A 15,625-nucleotide genomic window follows, 5' to 3' on the forward strand; every position below is an offset into this window, starting at 1 on the left:
ATCCTTTTTATAACAGAAATACCTGCCGGTCCGCAAACTGAGCATACCGTTCTTTTCTGTTCTTTTTTTCTGTTTTACTCTTCCGCTCTTGCTGCGATCTCTTTCTCCTGTACATCAGACGGAGCCTGCTCATATCTTGCAAATTCATATGCGTATGTTCCTCTTCCGCCTGTCATGGAGCGAAGCACCGTACAATACCCGAACAATCCTGTCATCGGAACGTCCGCTTCGATCACTTGCTTTCCACCTGCGATCGGAGTCATGCCAAGCACTCGTCCGCGTCTCTTATTCAGATCTCCCATCACATCTCCCGTATAATCGTCCGGAACAGTCACTTTCAAAGAAGCGATCGGCTCAAGAAGTACCGGAGATGCCTCAAGAAATCCTTTCTTAAATGCCTGGGTTGTAGCTGTTTTGAACGCCATTTCCGAAGAATCTACCGGATGATAAGATCCGTCATACAAAGTCGCTTTTACACCGACCACCGGATATCCGGCAAGAGGCCCTTTAAGAACCGATTCCTGCAATCCTTTTTCTACAGCCGGGAAATAGTTTTTCGGAACTGCTCCGCCGACTACGCACTCTTCAAATACATACGGTGTATCAAGATCGTGAGACGGTTCAAATTTCATCTTAACGTGTCCGTACTGTCCGTGGCCGCCGGTCTGTTTCTTATATTTCATATCTACATCCGAATTTTTGCGGATCGTTTCGCGGAATGCAACTTTCGGTGTCTCAAGCGTGATCTCCACTTTATATCTCGCCGCAAGTTTGCTTGCTGCGATCTCGAGATGCTGATCTCCCATTCCATAGAGAAGCGTCTGACGGTTCTCACTGTCATTTACCGACTTCAGAGTAACATCCTCTGCCGTCATTTTTGCAAGCGCCTGTGAAACCTTATCTTCATCGCCCTTTGTTTTCACCGTATACTTCATATATGTGTAAGGAACAGAATAATCTGTTTTCGCATAAGATACCGGATTTGCCTTTGTAGAAAGCGTATCGCCCGTGCGTGTACTGCCGAGTTTTGCGATAGCCCCGATATCTCCTGCAAACAGTTCGGAAACTTCCGCCGGTTTATTTCCGCACATTGTGTAAATCTTTCCGGGTTTCTCTTCTGCGTCTGCGTCTGCATTATATAAAATATCATCGCCTTTCAACACTCCGGAGCATACTTTTACGAATGAATATTTTCCAATGAACGGATCGACCATCGTCTTAAATACATATGCGGTCTTTGCTTTTGAGAATTCATAATTGCCTTCAAAAATCTCGTTTGTTCTGCGATTAATACCTGCGCATTTTCTTTTATCCGGACTCGGGAAGAATCTTACAATGTCAGAAAGCAGATTCGTAACGCCTTGCGCCTGCACGTTTGATCCCATAGCGACAGGAACGATATCTCCGTCCATCACTTCCGTACGCATTGCAGAGCGTATCTCTTCTACCGAAAATTCTTCGCCGTTGAAATAACGCTCCATAAACTCTTCACTTGTCTCTGCGACAGCTTCCATAAGAGAGTCTCTCAAAATCTCAAGATTCGGTTTACAGTAATCAGGAATCTCGCACTCTTCTCTTTGCCCGATCTCCGTATATCTTCTTCCTGCATTTTTAATAACATTGATATATCCGACAAGTTTTTCGTTCTCGCGGATCGGCTGGAAATGTGGCGCGATCTTTTTGCCGTAACGGGTAGTCAGATCTTCTACTACCTGACGGAAACTTGCATCGTCAACGTCCATCTCTGTCACATAGATCATTCGCGGAAGGTTATACTTATCACACAGCTCCCAGGCTTTCTCCGTGCCTACCTGAACTCCCGCTTTGCCGGAAACAACGATGACCGCTGCGTCCGCCGCGCTTACCGCTTCTTCCACTTCTCCCACAAAATCAAAATATCCCGGTGTATCAAGAATGTTGATCTTCGCCTTTTCCCATTCGATCGGAACAAGACTTGTGCTGATCGAAAAACCACGTTTCTGTTCTTCTTTATCAAAATCACTGACCGTGTTAGATTCTGTCACTTTCCCCATTCGGTTCGTAACGCCTGATACATACAGCATCGCTTCAACAAGACTCGTCTTTCCGCTTCCGCCGTGTCCGAGCAATACCACATTTCTAATTTCGTCTGTTCTGTAAACTTTCATGCTGCTGCCTCCTTGATATGTAGTTATTTTGCATGTATTTCTTTCCTCTCGCCATGCACATCATAGGTATATTGTACTAAAATTTTTATAAATTACAACTATTTTATATATTTTTCACATATTTCTTGTGCAGTTCAACATTGCAGTTTTCTTCCTGTTTCTGAGGAAAACAGTGTCGTCATACACGATAAGCATACAGTGCGGTTTTACGAACCGGATTGGCTTAACTATTACCATTACTTTGTTTACTTTTACAAGTCAGCGTGTTAAAATACCTCTATATTATAATAAGGAAAGGATTTTACTTTTATGTTTTCAGACATCACTCCTGCAAAAATCGGCTTTATCGGGCTCGGACTTATCGGCGGTTCTGTCGCAAAGGCGATCCGCACATACTTCCCCGATTATGAGCTGATTGCATTCGATAAAAATAAAGAAACTCTCGCTCTCGCAGTCCAGGAAAACATCATCGACACTTCCTGTTCTGCGATCGATGACAATTTTAAAGGCTGCAGCTATATTTTCTTATGCGCCCCCGTTTCATACAACACCGCCTGCCTTACCCAGCTAAAATCTCTGATCGATCCAGACTGTATTTTAACAGATGTAGGAAGCGTTAAAACTTCAATCCACGAAGAAATAATCTCGCTTGGTATGGAAGAAAATTTTATAGGCGGTCATCCGATGGCAGGTTCGGAGAAAAACGGATTCGCCAATTCAAAAGCGCATTTGATCGAGAACGCTTACTATATTCTCACCCCTTCAGCTAAAGTATCCGAAGAAAAAATCAACGCTTACCGGAACTTTGTTTCTTCTTTAAAAGCGCTGCCTATTGTCCTCGACTACAGGCAGCACGACTGCATAACCGGAACGATCAGCCATCTGCCTCACATCATTGCTTCTACACTTGTAAACTTCGTCCGGGATACCGATACGAAAGAAGAACTGATGAAAGCGCTTGCCGCCGGCGGTTTCAAAGACATTACGAGGATCGCATCCTCGTCCCCGGTTATGTGGCAGCAAATCTGTCTGAAAAACGGAAAAAATATCTCGCATATTTTAGGACAGTATATCGAAGCACTCATACAAGCTAAACTTTCTATAGATACGGAAGATGAAAATGCGCTTTATACTTTATTTGAATCTTCCCGCGATTATCGTAATTCTATGCCTAACACCTCGGCAGGGCCGATCAAAAAACAGTTTGCCGTATACTGTGATATTATTGATGAAACCGGAGGAATCGCGACGATCGCAACTATATTGGCAAGCAATAATATCAGTATTAAAAATATCGGCATTATCCACAACCGCGAATTTGAAGAAGGCGTACTCCGAATCGAATTTTATGATGAATCCTCCTCTTCCAAAGCTTCTGCGCTGCTGAAAAAATACCGATATATCGTATACGAAGTCTAAGAAAGAAACAATAATTTAAACAGGAGGAAAAAGCAATGGAATTAGCCGGTATTCAAGGATTAAAGGGAACAGTTTCCGTTCCCGGAGATAAATCAATTTCCCACCGATGCATCATGTTCGGATCGATTGCAAACGGAACGACGGAAATCCACAATTTTCTGAAAGGCGCGGACTGTCTTGCCACGATCCGCTGCTTTCAGTCTATGGGCATTAATATAGAAGAAACAGATCATACGATCACGGTCCACGGGAAAGGATTACACGGACTATCCGCTCCCTTAAATATCCTCGACGTCGGAAACAGCGGCACTACAACCCGCCTTTTGTCTGGCATTCTCGCGGGACAGAAGTTTGAATCAAAACTTTCGGGAGACGAGTCTTTAAACTCCCGCCCTATGAAACGGATCATCGAACCGCTTACAATGATGGGCGCAAATATTTCAAGTATTCTCAGAAACGGATGCGCTCCGCTGTACATCGCTCCGGGAAATCTGCACGGAATCCACTACGATTCCCCCGTCTCTTCCGCACAGGTGAAATCATGTATCCTGCTTGCCGGATTGTACGCAGAAGGAGAAACTTCGGTTACAGAACCGTCGCTTTCCAGGAACCACACTGAACTGATGCTGAAAGAATTCGGCGCTGACATACGGACTCTTCACTCGCTGTCAGGAACAGAAGCAACCGCATATATTAAACCGTACCCAAAACTATACGGTCAAAAAATCGTTGTTCCGGGAGATATTTCTTCTGCGGCATATTTTATCGCAGCAGGACTGATCGTTCCCGATTCGGAAATATTGATCGAACATGTGGGGATCAACCCGACCAGATCCGGTATTTTGAAAGTATGCGAAGATATGGGCGGCGATATCACACTTCTTAACGAACGATGTGAGGCCGGCGAAAAAATTGCCGACATCCTCGTCCGCACGAGCAGTCTGCACGGAATTACGATCGAAGGCGATATTATCCCGACATTGATCGACGAAATTCCGATCATCGCAGTCATGGCTGCCGTCGCAGACGGAACAACTGTCATCAAAGACGCCGCTGAACTGAAAGTAAAAGAAACTGACCGCATCGAAACTGTGACAGATAATTTAAAAGCGATGGGATGTAACGTCACCCCCACAGAAGACGGAATGATCATCACAGGCGGAACACTTCACGGCGCTTCGATCCACACCCTTCTCGATCACAGGATTGCAATGGCGTTCAGCATCGCGGCTCTTGTCGCTGACGGAACAACGAAAATCCTTGACAGTAAATGTGTGGACGTATCGTATCCTACTTTTTATGATACATTTGAACAATTATTATAATCGTATCCGAATTCATATAACTTCAAAAAAGTTATTTAACTTCCTTATTTTCAATGGTAAAAATCACGTTTTTGCTATATTGGAATTGAATAATATCAGTTTCTTAATAGAAAAAGGAGGGTACAATTTATGATTAAAAAGCTAATAAAAAAAGAAAAGAAGCAGCTTATCGCCCTATTCATATCACTTATATCTCTTATTATATTTTCTTTGCTGGACAATAAAATAGATAAAATTTTTCTATTTTTCTTTATCGGGGATTTAATTATTATATTTGTCGACGTTTGTTTGGAACTTAAAAAATATTGGAAAAATAAAAAAGATAAAAAATAGCATTTTAAAAGAGACATTCATCGATCGCACTGTTTTCATTCGATCAGAAACAGTAAGATCATCGATGTCTCTTTTTTGTGACGGCAATAAACTAAGGTCCGGGCAACCCCGGACCTCAGCGACTGTTTACAATCGCGAAATGTGCCTTTTGGCACTTCAGACGATTGCTTTTTACAGCATCTCTTTTCTTAATTCTTCTCCGCTTTTTGCGCTTAAATATGCCGGAGCGATATCGAACACTGTCTTGCATCCGCTCTGACCTTCCGCAGCAAGTCTGTAAGCTGCGCGGGCATATGCAACGATCACGGACGATGTAAACTCAGGATTAGAGTCTAATTTTAAGCTGTACTCGATCAAATGGCTGTTTTCTCCGTCCCAGCCTGTCTTTCCGCTTCTAAGTACGAAACCGCCGTGCGGGATTCCGCTGTGATCGCGTTTTAATTCTTCTTCACTTATAAAATGAACCGTCGTATCATAATCGGCAAAATAGTTCGGCATCGATTTGATCTCCGCTTCTACTTTTGCCGCGTCCGCGCCCTCTTCAAGGACAACAAAACACTCTCTTGTATGTTTCTGACGTGTCGTAAGTTCCGGGTTTTCTCCGTTTCGCACTGCCTCAAGAGCTGCTTCTGACGGAATCGTGTACTGTTTTCCGTCTTTTACGCCTTCTACTCTTCTGATCGCATCTGAATGACCCTGGCTTACTCCTTTTCCCCAGAATGTATAATCTTTTCCGTCAGGAAGGATCGCGTTTGCATACAATCTGTTTAAAGAGAACATACCCGGATCCCAGCCTACGGAAATAATTCCGACTTTTCCACTCTCCTTCGCCGCAGCATCCACATTCGCAAAATGCTCCGGAATGCGGGCATGTGTGTCAAAACTGTCAATTACATTAAACAGCTTTGCAAACTCCGGCGTCTGTTTCGGAAGATCTGTCGCGCTTCCTCCGCAAAGAATCAATACGTCGATCTTATCTTTCCAGTCTGCGGCGTCATCCACACTGCATACCGGAACTCCTTCTGTCAAAATTGTCACGCCTGAAGGATCTCTTCTTGTAAATACTGCCGCAAGTTCCATATCATCATTTTGTTTTACTGCACATTCTACACCTCTGCCTAAGTTACCATATCCCAAAATACCAACTCGAATACTCATTGTCTGCACTCTCCTTTTTGAATATTTTTCGCATAGCCCTTCCCGTGACAACTCACGTTTTTCAAACTATCACTTTGCTATTATACAATCGTCAAGATAAGTTTTCAATGCCATTTTTTTGAATATTTTGTGAGTATTTCTGATCTCTTACTTTCAAAACTGTAAGTGTATAACGCGCCGTTGATTGTTATAATCTAAACAGACAGAAGCCGAAAGGAGTATTCTTATGGAACATATATTAAAACTGGAACAAGTCAAAAAATATTACGGCGGAGCTGCCGGAAATATTACGAAAGCGGTAGACGGCATTTCCATGGAAGTAAACAAAGGAGAATTTACTGCGATCATGGGTGCAAGCGGATCAGGCAAAACAACGCTTCTAAACTGTATTTCCACGATCGACACCGTAACCGCAGGACACATTACTGTCAATCATCAGGATATTACAAAAATCAAAGAAAAAGACTTTGCCTCATTCCGACGAAAGAATCTGGGATTTATCTTTCAGGACTTTAACCTTTTAGACACATTAACTATAGAAGAAAATATTTCTCTCTCGCTCATCATCAATAAAGCGAACCCGTCTTCGATCGAGCGGCGTGTCCATGCGATTGCCGACAAATTAGGTATCCGCGATATTTTATCGAAATTTCCTTACGAAGTTTCCGGCGGTCAGAAGCAGCGCTGTGCCTGCGCAAGAGCATTGATCAACGAACCGAATCTAATCTTAGCCGATGAACCTACCGGTGCTTTAGATTCCCGTTCATCGAGATTATTACTGGAAACAATGTCTGATATTAACCGGAAAATGCATACGACAATTTTAATGGTAACTCATGATCCGTTCAGCGCCTCTTTTTGCGAGCGTATCCTGTTTTTAAAAGACGGAAAATTATTCAACGAAATATTCAAAGGAGAAAAAAGCAGAAAAGAATTTTTCAATGAAATATTGGATATATTGACCTTGCTCGGAGGTGAATTGGGAAATGTTAGGTAAACTGGCTTATCGAAACGCAAAAAGAAGTATCAAAGATTATTTGATCTATCTGATTACAATAACACTTTCTTTTTCTTTAATACTTGCGTTTAATCTTGTGGCAAGTTCTGATGAGGTTGCAGCGCTGTCATCCGGAATGAGCACATTTAAAAATGTATTGATCTTCGTAAATATCGTCATCGTATTTGTAGTATGTTTTTTAATCAACTACACGACGAAATTTATGTTTGAAAAAAGAAGCAAAGAATTCGGAACATATATGCTGCTCGGTATCAAAAAAACATCAATCGCCCGTCTGCTTGTAACGGAAAATATATTAGTAGGAATCTTTGCATTTATTTTGGCAATCCCTATCGGCTTTGTATTCAGTCAGTTTATATCTGTAATCATCGTAAAACTGCTCAAAATACCGAAAACAATCTTCATCTTTGTAAACTTTGTGTCTATCGGAATGCTGGCTGTTTACTTTCTGCTGATCTACCTTTTAGTTCTTCTAAATCTGTTAAGACGAATAAGGAAAATGACTGTACACGATTTTCTTTACTTTGAAAAGCAAAATGAAACGAAAATGTTTCACGGAAACAGAAAACGAAACATTTTATTTCTATTGAGTATCATACTCGGAATTGCCGCTCTTGCCCTTTGGGCTTCCCGGTGGACACTGGAAAAAAACGGAGCACAGGAAACGCTCACTTATTTAATTATCAGTATGTCGATACTGATCGTAAGTATGTACGGCATTTGTGCCACATGCGCAGACATGTTATTGTCCTCTTTATTGAAAAGCAAAAAAATAAAATACAAAAAAGATTACCTTTTTACAGCCAGAACGTTTGCGTCAAAGGCGCGGACAATGAGTTTTACGTTCGGAACTCTTTCTATGCTGATCCTGCTTTCTTTATTATGTTTAAATTATTCAAGCATATGCAAAGGAGTCTATCATAGAAGTATTGAATTAACAGCTCCTTACGACGTTGATATTTTCGATTATGAACAGCCTTTTGACGATTTTAACGAATATCTTCGTGTGATAGATGAAGATTATACGATAAACGAATCAATCGAATTTAATATTTACAAAGATCCTGCCCATCAAATACAAAATTACTACGATGTTCAATTTTATGATTTTGATCCGGTAATGAAATTAAGCGACTATAATAAATTATTAAAAATGCGCAGCTTAACTCCGATCGAGCTAAAAAGCGACGAATATTTCCTTGTCACCGACCGCCAGTTGTTATATAAAGTGAAAGGTAACAACGAGATCCAAAATATCCGGTTCGCAGATCAAAAGCTGCATTTAAAAGGAATCGATACAAACTCCTTTTGGTATACTATGAATAATACAGGCAGATTTACGGTAATTGTTCCCGACAAATATGTCAGCGGATTAGAAATAAGCGAAAAGCATCTGATCGCAGACACGAAAGAAGATACAACATCTAAATTGGAAGAAAAAATAAAAACGGATTTAAACCATCTGCTCGTCACAAAAAATGATGACAACGAGACAATCCGCGAATATTACAGAGTCAATGTAAGAGGTACTGCTGTCGAGGAACAAAATACAATGACTGCAATGATCGCAAGCCTCTGCCTGTATATTGCTTTCATCCTGATCTCTGCAGTAGGTACAATTCTTGCGATACAATCGTTGAGCGACTCTGCAAAATATAAATACCGCTACACGACACTGCAAAGGCTCGGCGTAAACGATTCTTCTATTTTTCGGACGATCCGCAGACAATTACTTATCTTTTTCTTTGTACCTGTCATTTGTCCTGTGATTGCCGGATTTTGTATGTTAGCTTCTATGAATAATGTTTATCATATCATGCTGGAAAGCAGATATACTTACCTGCTCTATTTTATAAGCGGATTAGCGATTTTCTTTTTCATATACGGTATTTACTGGATCACGGCTTACATCGGCTTTAAACGAAATATCAATGAGGAGAGTTAGATTTTTCTGGCTCTCCCGCCGTAATTTTATTATAATAATAAATCAGGAATACTAAGCAAAAGGATCACCGCAATTACAAAAAGCAAATCAAGAGGTACGGAAAATGAAAATTGCAATTATAGAAGATGACAAAATCACCCGTCTCGAACTTTCCAAATTACTGAACTCGCACGGATATGAAACTGTTTTATTAACAGATTTCGAGAATTTATCAGAAGAATCAAAAAAATATTCTTTCGATCTGATCTTACTGGATATTAATCTTCCATACGAAAACGGATATGAAATATGCAGGAAGATGAAAAAGCTCATGTCTGTACCGATTATTTTTGTGACAAGCAGGGACACAAGCGCCGACGAACTGCTAAGTATTCAGGCAGGAGGGATCGATTTTATCACGAAACCATATGACACACTTATTCTCCTGGAGAAAATCAAACGGGCACTTCAATTATCAAATCCGAATAATTTCCGGGAACTTACAAAAAAAGACTGCACTCTCGATCTTCATTTGTCCGTATTAAAATACGAAGGAAAAAGTATCGAGCTGACAAGGAACGAATTTCGCATTTTATATTATTTTTTCATGAACGAAGATAAGATCATCAGTAAAGAAGAGCTATTAGAAAAACTATGGAACGATAAATATTATTTAGATGAAAACGTACTGCTTGTTAATATGACCCGGTTAAAAAAGAAAATGAAAGAAATCGGAATTATTCATCTATTAGAAAATATAAGAGGAAAGGGGTGGAAGTTGTGAGCTTTTTGACATTTTTAGAAGGGAAAATATCCGAATTATTATTTCAAATTTTCTTTCTTTCAGGCATTGTATTTCTCTTGATTTTCTACGATGTAGATTCATCATTTATTATTTTATCGGCAGTCCTTTTTCTTTCGGCGCAAATCTCTTTTCTATGGTTTTCATTTCAAAAGAAACAAAAAGATTCACAACGCATTATTAATCTTGCAGATGAGCTTCAAGAGAGCTATTATATCTCAGATATTTTGCCAAAGCCGGGCGACCTTCAGAACAAAGCCTACTATTATGCGTTAAAAAAAGCGTGCAAAGCTATGAATGACAAAATCTCACAAATCGAAAAAGAAAAACAAGAATACGAAGAATATGTAGAAAGCTTCGCGCATGAGATCAAAATTCCGATCGGCGCGTTATCTTTGACTTTTGACAACACAAAAAACTATGCGCTGAAAAAAGAAACCGACAAACTCTATCGCCTTACAGAACAGATGCTTTATTATGCGCGAAGCGAAAGTACAGAAAAAGATTATTTTGTAAAAAAACTGAACTTAGAAGAAGTCATACACAACGTCATTTTAAAGTTCCGCCATGATCTGATCGATCACAAAGTCATAATAGAAACTCATGCGATTGACCAGATCGTCTACACAGATGAGAAATGGCTGACTTTCATACTGTCACAGATCATACAAAATTCGATCAAATACTTTGACAAACAAGAAAATAAACTTACGATAACCGGTCAGGATAACGACACAAATATTATCCTTTCGATCAAGGACAACGGCTGCGGCATCTCCTCTTCCGACCTGTCAAGAGTATTTGAAAAAGGGTTTACCGGATCTGACCGGAGCAAATCGAACTCAACAGGCGTAGGGTTATATCTCGCCCGAAAACTTTCCTTTCGTCTGGGACTAAAATTAGATATTGCATCCGAAGAAAAAGAATATACCATATTACAGATCACTTTTCCGAAAGGAACGGTTCACCGGATCTGAAAATCTATCCTCTGTTTGCCAGGTAGCTTTCCGTCAGCGCAACCGCATCTAAAATGCATTGGTCGCAGCTTACTCTTTGCTTTCCGTCCACAACGCTTTTGAGTTCACGGCAGTAATATGTTCCGTTTTTCTCTTTAAACCGATTGGCGTATTCTTTTACTTTCTTATATGTATCTGCTTTTGTAAGTTTTCCGTTGTCAGGATTTCCAACGCTATTATCCAGTCCCATCACCATAAACATACCAGTAACCGCACCGCATATGTCCATCATGCCCATACCGAAACCAAAACCTTCAGCAATACGAAACATCGTTTCTTCATCCACTCCAAACTCCTCACAAAAAGAACATGCCACTGCTTGCGAGCAATTATATCCTTTCTTATGATATTCCAAAGCTTTCTTTGCTCTTTCATTCATTTCTTGCATTTCATTGATTTCCATACTCATCCTTTTCTCCTTTTTTATCTTATCTTGTTCTTTTCAAACTCATTTCCAACTTTGTTTATCGCCATAGCCTGCGTCATCCTCCCAATAAAATATCAGATCAAAACGGCGTTTTGCCAGATGGCTTCCGCGTAAAAGTATAACAGGTGAAGAAAAGATATGCAACCATTCCCGTATCTTCACCTGCACAGCCCTCACTACACGTCTCTTACGCTTCTTCCGCCGCTCGCTGCATATCGTTCCTACATCTTTTCTTTCTCACCGATCTGTTCTTCGATCCGTAAGAGTCTGTTGTATTTTGCCACTCTCTCAGACCGGCATGGCGCTCCTGTTTTGATCTGCCCGGTATTAAACGCCACGGCGATATCAGCGATGATCGTATCTTCTGTTTCTCCGGAACGATGCGATACAATTACATTATAACCTGCTTCCTGAGCTGTTTTTATCGTCTCGAACGTTTCACTTAAAGTACCGATCTGATTAACTTTTATGAGTATCGCATTAGCGGCTCCAAGTTCGATTCCTTTTCTCAATCTCTGCGCATTTGTGACAAAAAGATCATCTCCTACAAGCTGGACTCTGTTTCCAATCTTTTTCGTAAGCTTTTTCCACCCGTCCCAATCTCCTTCATCAAGCGGATCTTCGATCGAAAAAATCGGAAATTCTTCAACAAGTTCCTCATAATAAGAGATCATCTCTTCTGTCGTCCGCACGACAGGTTCTCCTTTTTTCCCTTCTCCCGCAAAAATATATCCGCCTTTTTCTTCAATATACAGCTCAGACGCCGCCACATCAAGCGCGATCATAATATCCCGCCCCATACGGTATCCTGCCCTTTCTGCCGCATCCCTTATCGTCCGAAGCGCTTCTTTCGTATCTGCAAGTTCAGGCGCAAATCCGCCTTCATCCCCAACTCCTGTCTGAAGACCTTTTCCTTTCAGAACCGCTCTTAGCATATGATAGATTTCCGCACAAATACGAAGTCTCTCCCGAAAAGAAGTCTCTCTTACCGGAACGATCATAAACTCCTGTATGTCTAACGGGTTATCGGCATGTACTCCGCCATTTAAAATATTCATCATCGGAACCGGCATCTTCTTCGCCTGAACCCCTCCCAAATATCTGTATAAAGGAATATTCAGTCCTTTCGCCGCCGCTCTTGCCGCCGCCATGGACACTCCTAAAATCGCGTTTGCACCGAGGTTGCTTTTATTTTCTGTTCCGTCCGCTTTACAAAGAGCACGGTCGATCTCCTTTTGATCGAACACGTTCATTCCTATCACCGCTTTTGCCAGACAACTGTTCACATTTTCAACTGCCCGCTCCACTCCTTTTCCTCCGTAACGCTCTTCCTGATCCCGAAGCTCCACAGCCTCATATTTTCCTGTTGAAGCGCCGGATGGAACTGCGGCTCTGCCGACGATATTTTCCCCTGCGAGAACTTCAGCCTCAATCGTAGGATTTCCCCGTGAATCTAATATTTCCCTTGCAAATATATCCCGAATCAACATCTCTTTATCCATATACTGTCTCCTTATTTATTTTCTTTCTATTCTTTTATTAATACATTATCTCCTCATTTTTATACTTAATACGTTGACTTTTTATTTTTAGAAGATTACAATTCGAGTAGAGTTTTTAATTTTATACTTTGGAGAAAATAAAATGAATAAATTAAAACATTTCTTTATGCTTACATTCAGCACGCTTCTTATTGCATTCGGAACATACTTTTTTAAATTTACGAATAATTTCACTTTTGGCGGAATTACCGGTCTTGCCGTTCTTATCGCTAAAACCGGACTCATTTCGGCAGGTGACTTTAACTTTATCGCAAGCATGATTCTGCTCATCATCGGAATGTTCATCCTCGGGAAAAAATTCGCCGCAACTACCGCCTACTGCAGCATCCTTCTCTCCGTTTCGCTCTCGGTGCTGGAACGGCTCTTTCCTATGCACTCTCCTTTTACCGATGAACCGATGCTTGAATTATGTTTTGCCATAGCTCTTCCGGCGCTTGGATCGGCGATTCTTTTTAACATCGGTTCTTCCAGCGGCGGAACAGATATCATCGCAATGATCCTGAAAAAATATTCCAGCTTCGACATCGGCAAGGCATTATTGATTTCAGATGCATTGATAACGGCATCCGGATTTTTTATTTTCGATATAGAAACCGGACTGTTTTCCCTGCTCGGACTTTCTATTCGTTCTTTCATGATCGACACATTTATCGAAAGCTTTAACCTGTCGAAATATTTTAACGTCGTATGCGATAACCCTGAGCCGATCTGTGATTACATCGTACATACGCTCGGACGAAGCGCCAGCGTGTGTCTCGCCAAGGGAGCGTATTCAGGAAATGATAAATACATCATCCTCACTGCTTTAAACAGAATGCAGGCTGTGCATCTTCGCAACTTTATCCGTGAAAATGATAAAGAAGCTTTCATCCTTATCTCAAACACAAGCGAGATCATCGGAAAAGGCTTTCACAGCGTATAAATCACAAAACGCGCAAAAAAGCATTCCAAAATCATAAGCAGCTGGCAAAGCCTTAGGAAAACCCGGACTTTGTCTCGTCGCCGTTACAACAGGAGGCTGTAATTCTAACAATTAAATTCTTGTCAGAATTACAGCCTCCTTACAATACATATCATTAATTATAATTCATGATAATGTGGAATAATATCTTCATAATGTCCGTCATTCATTTCAAACCCTTTTGAAATCGTTCCTAAACGGACAAAACCAAGCTTTTCATAAAGTTTCAAAGCTCCTGCATTGCTTTTCACAACCGCATTAAACTGTAAAATGCGAAAACCGAATTTTTTTCCCATTTTCATACAATGTTTTACAAGCATTTCCCCGATATGAAGTCCCCACATATCTTTTCGGACAGCATAACTTGCATTACATATGTGACCGCATCTTCCGATATTATTCGGATGCAAAATGTACATTCCGACAATTTCTTTTTTCTCTTCGTCATAAGCGATCCCCGTAAATGTCTGCTCTTTAAAAAACAGATCTCCTGTCGACTCTGTAAGAGTCTCTTTCTGTGGAAATGCGATCCCTTCTTTTACAACTTCGTTCCAGATGGCAATCGTTTCTTTTACATCCTCTTCCGCATACTGTCTGATCTTAATATCCACACTATTTCCTTCTTTCGTATCTATGATTTAATGAAAAAAATGATCCCCGATCTGGATTCCCCAGTTTCCGTTTCCAAAGGAAAGGCAATCGCCAATCGGATTACTTCCCGCAAGAGCGTCTGCCGCTGCCTGCATCGCTGTCTCTGTATAGCCTCCCGACGAAAGAACCGAATCAAGCCACCCTGTCATCGCCGGTCCGAACTGCCCAGACTGATAGATCACTTCACTGATCGTATTCGGATAAGAACCGCTTCTCACACGATTCATTACAACTGCTCCGACTGCAACCTGACCTTCATATGGCTGATTTCCCGCTTCGCAATAGATAAGAGCGGCAAGAAGTTCCTGCTCCCCTGCCATAACATTCGCCGCTTCCAACTGTGTCGCTTCCAAAGCCGCTGCCTGTGCTGCTTGTTCTTCGGCAATTCTTGCTTCTTCTGCGGCTCTTTCTTCCTCTGCCCGAATCATTTCTTCAATACGGACAGCCTCTGTTTTCCATACGTCTCCTGCCGTTTGAACGCTTTGCGAAACCTGTTTCGTTCCTTTGATCATACTGATCGTACCGTCCGCAACTGAATCCCCGATCTGAGCGGCTATCTCACCTCCCGCATAACGGAGATCTCCGGCGGTATTCATCTTTGTCCCGGGACTTGTAAATCCCGAAAGCAACATAACACTTGACACTGTAAGATGCAGCGCCACAATCATTCTTTTTTTATTATAATTCATATACTCCTCCTCGTAAACATTTGCAATATCTTCACAATATATTTTTAATAATCCCCTTTTAAAATATATGTGTTGTTTTCATATTTATTACAGATATTACAAAAATGTTACGACTGGGATTGTACTACAAAGAAAAGAAGTTGTCAACTTTTTTCTTTCTCATTTTTTGCTGCATCTTTTTCTGCCGCAAAAA

General features: G+C 41.1%; 14 protein-coding genes. 8 read left to right on the plus strand and 6 right to left on the minus strand.

The features are described from left to right. Positions 1-74 precede the first annotated feature (74 nt). Positions 75-2,147 (minus strand): elongation factor G, encoded by a 2,073-nt coding sequence (locus tag RUMTOR_RS05195; protein ID WP_004846093.1) that lies wholly within the window; start codon positions 2,145-2,147, stop codon positions 75-77. A 309-nt stretch (positions 2,148-2,456) separates the two neighbouring features. Between RUMTOR_RS05195 and RUMTOR_RS05200 the strand changes: the two genes are divergently transcribed. The 3 genes from RUMTOR_RS05200 (at position 2,457) to RUMTOR_RS05210 (ending at position 5,224) form a co-directional block, all read left to right on the plus strand. Next, complete coding sequence (locus RUMTOR_RS05200; RefSeq protein ID WP_004846094.1) at positions 2,457-3,566, plus strand: prephenate dehydrogenase; 1,110 nt, start codon at positions 2,457-2,459, stop codon at positions 3,564-3,566. Between the two features lie 35 nt (positions 3,567-3,601). Beyond that, positions 3,602-4,891, plus strand: coding sequence for a 3-phosphoshikimate 1-carboxyvinyltransferase (gene aroA, locus RUMTOR_RS05205; RefSeq protein WP_004846096.1), 1,290 nt, complete (start codon positions 3,602-3,604; stop codon positions 4,889-4,891). Between the two features lie 129 nt (positions 4,892-5,020). Beyond that, positions 5,021-5,224 (plus strand): hypothetical protein, encoded by a 204-nt coding sequence (locus RUMTOR_RS05210; protein ID WP_004846097.1) that lies wholly within the window; start codon positions 5,021-5,023, stop codon positions 5,222-5,224. A 171-nt stretch (positions 5,225-5,395) separates the two neighbouring features. Here RUMTOR_RS05210 and RUMTOR_RS05215 read toward each other — a convergent pair whose 3' ends face one another. Continuing rightward, on the minus strand, positions 5,396-6,382 hold the full coding sequence (locus RUMTOR_RS05215) for a diaminopimelate dehydrogenase (RefSeq protein ID WP_004846098.1): 987 nt from the start codon (positions 6,380-6,382) through the stop codon (positions 5,396-5,398). A 226-nt stretch (positions 6,383-6,608) separates the two neighbouring features. Between RUMTOR_RS05215 and RUMTOR_RS05220 the strand changes: the two genes are divergently transcribed. From RUMTOR_RS05220 to RUMTOR_RS05235, 4 genes are all read left to right on the plus strand, one after another. Continuing rightward, complete coding sequence (locus RUMTOR_RS05220) at positions 6,609-7,379, plus strand: ABC transporter ATP-binding protein (protein WP_004846099.1); 771 nt, start codon at positions 6,609-6,611, stop codon at positions 7,377-7,379. Next, positions 7,369-9,345, plus strand: a complete 1,977-nt coding sequence (locus tag RUMTOR_RS05225; protein ID WP_004846100.1) for an FtsX-like permease family protein — start codon at positions 7,369-7,371, stop codon at positions 9,343-9,345. The genes RUMTOR_RS05220 and RUMTOR_RS05225 overlap by 11 nt, the downstream gene beginning before the upstream one ends. A 103-nt stretch (positions 9,346-9,448) precedes the next feature. Continuing rightward, on the plus strand, positions 9,449-10,108 hold the full coding sequence (locus RUMTOR_RS05230; RefSeq protein ID WP_004846101.1) for a response regulator transcription factor: 660 nt from the start codon (positions 9,449-9,451) through the stop codon (positions 10,106-10,108). Between the two features lie 311 nt (positions 10,109-10,419). Beyond that, positions 10,420-11,103 carry an ATP-binding protein gene (locus tag RUMTOR_RS05235; RefSeq protein ID WP_004846102.1) on the plus strand — a complete coding sequence of 228 codons (684 nt, stop codon included), beginning with the start codon at positions 10,420-10,422 and terminating at the stop codon, positions 11,101-11,103. Between the two features lie 4 nt (positions 11,104-11,107). On the opposite strand, the gene RUMTOR_RS05240 is transcribed toward RUMTOR_RS05235, so the two are convergent. After that, on the minus strand, positions 11,108-11,551 hold the full coding sequence (locus RUMTOR_RS05240) for a C-GCAxxG-C-C family protein (RefSeq protein ID WP_004846103.1): 444 nt from the start codon (positions 11,549-11,551) through the stop codon (positions 11,108-11,110). 239 nt (positions 11,552-11,790) lie between these two features. Beyond that, the gene (gene eno, locus RUMTOR_RS05245) at positions 11,791-13,071 is read right to left on the minus strand and encodes a phosphopyruvate hydratase (RefSeq protein WP_004846107.1); all 1,281 of its coding nucleotides are present in this window, start codon (positions 13,069-13,071) and stop codon (positions 11,791-11,793) included. Between the two features lie 142 nt (positions 13,072-13,213). Between eno and RUMTOR_RS05250 the strand changes: the two genes are divergently transcribed. Further along, positions 13,214-14,053 carry a YitT family protein gene (locus tag RUMTOR_RS05250; RefSeq protein ID WP_004846108.1) on the plus strand — a complete coding sequence of 280 codons (840 nt, stop codon included), beginning with the start codon at positions 13,214-13,216 and terminating at the stop codon, positions 14,051-14,053. 158 nt (positions 14,054-14,211) lie between these two features. Here the strand turns inward: RUMTOR_RS05250 and RUMTOR_RS05255 are convergent, their stop codons facing one another. Beyond that, positions 14,212-14,703, minus strand: a complete 492-nt coding sequence (locus RUMTOR_RS05255; RefSeq protein WP_044998004.1) for a GNAT family N-acetyltransferase — start codon at positions 14,701-14,703, stop codon at positions 14,212-14,214. Between the two features lie 27 nt (positions 14,704-14,730). After that, entirely contained in the window at positions 14,731-15,432 is a 702-nt protein-coding gene (locus RUMTOR_RS05260; RefSeq protein WP_004846112.1) for a cell wall hydrolase, read from the minus strand. Between the last annotated feature and the right edge of the window lie 193 nt (positions 15,433-15,625).

It is taken from the genome of [Ruminococcus] torques ATCC 27756 (assembly GCF_000153925.1).
GTDB lineage: Bacteria > Bacillota > Clostridia > Lachnospirales > Lachnospiraceae > Mediterraneibacter > Mediterraneibacter torques.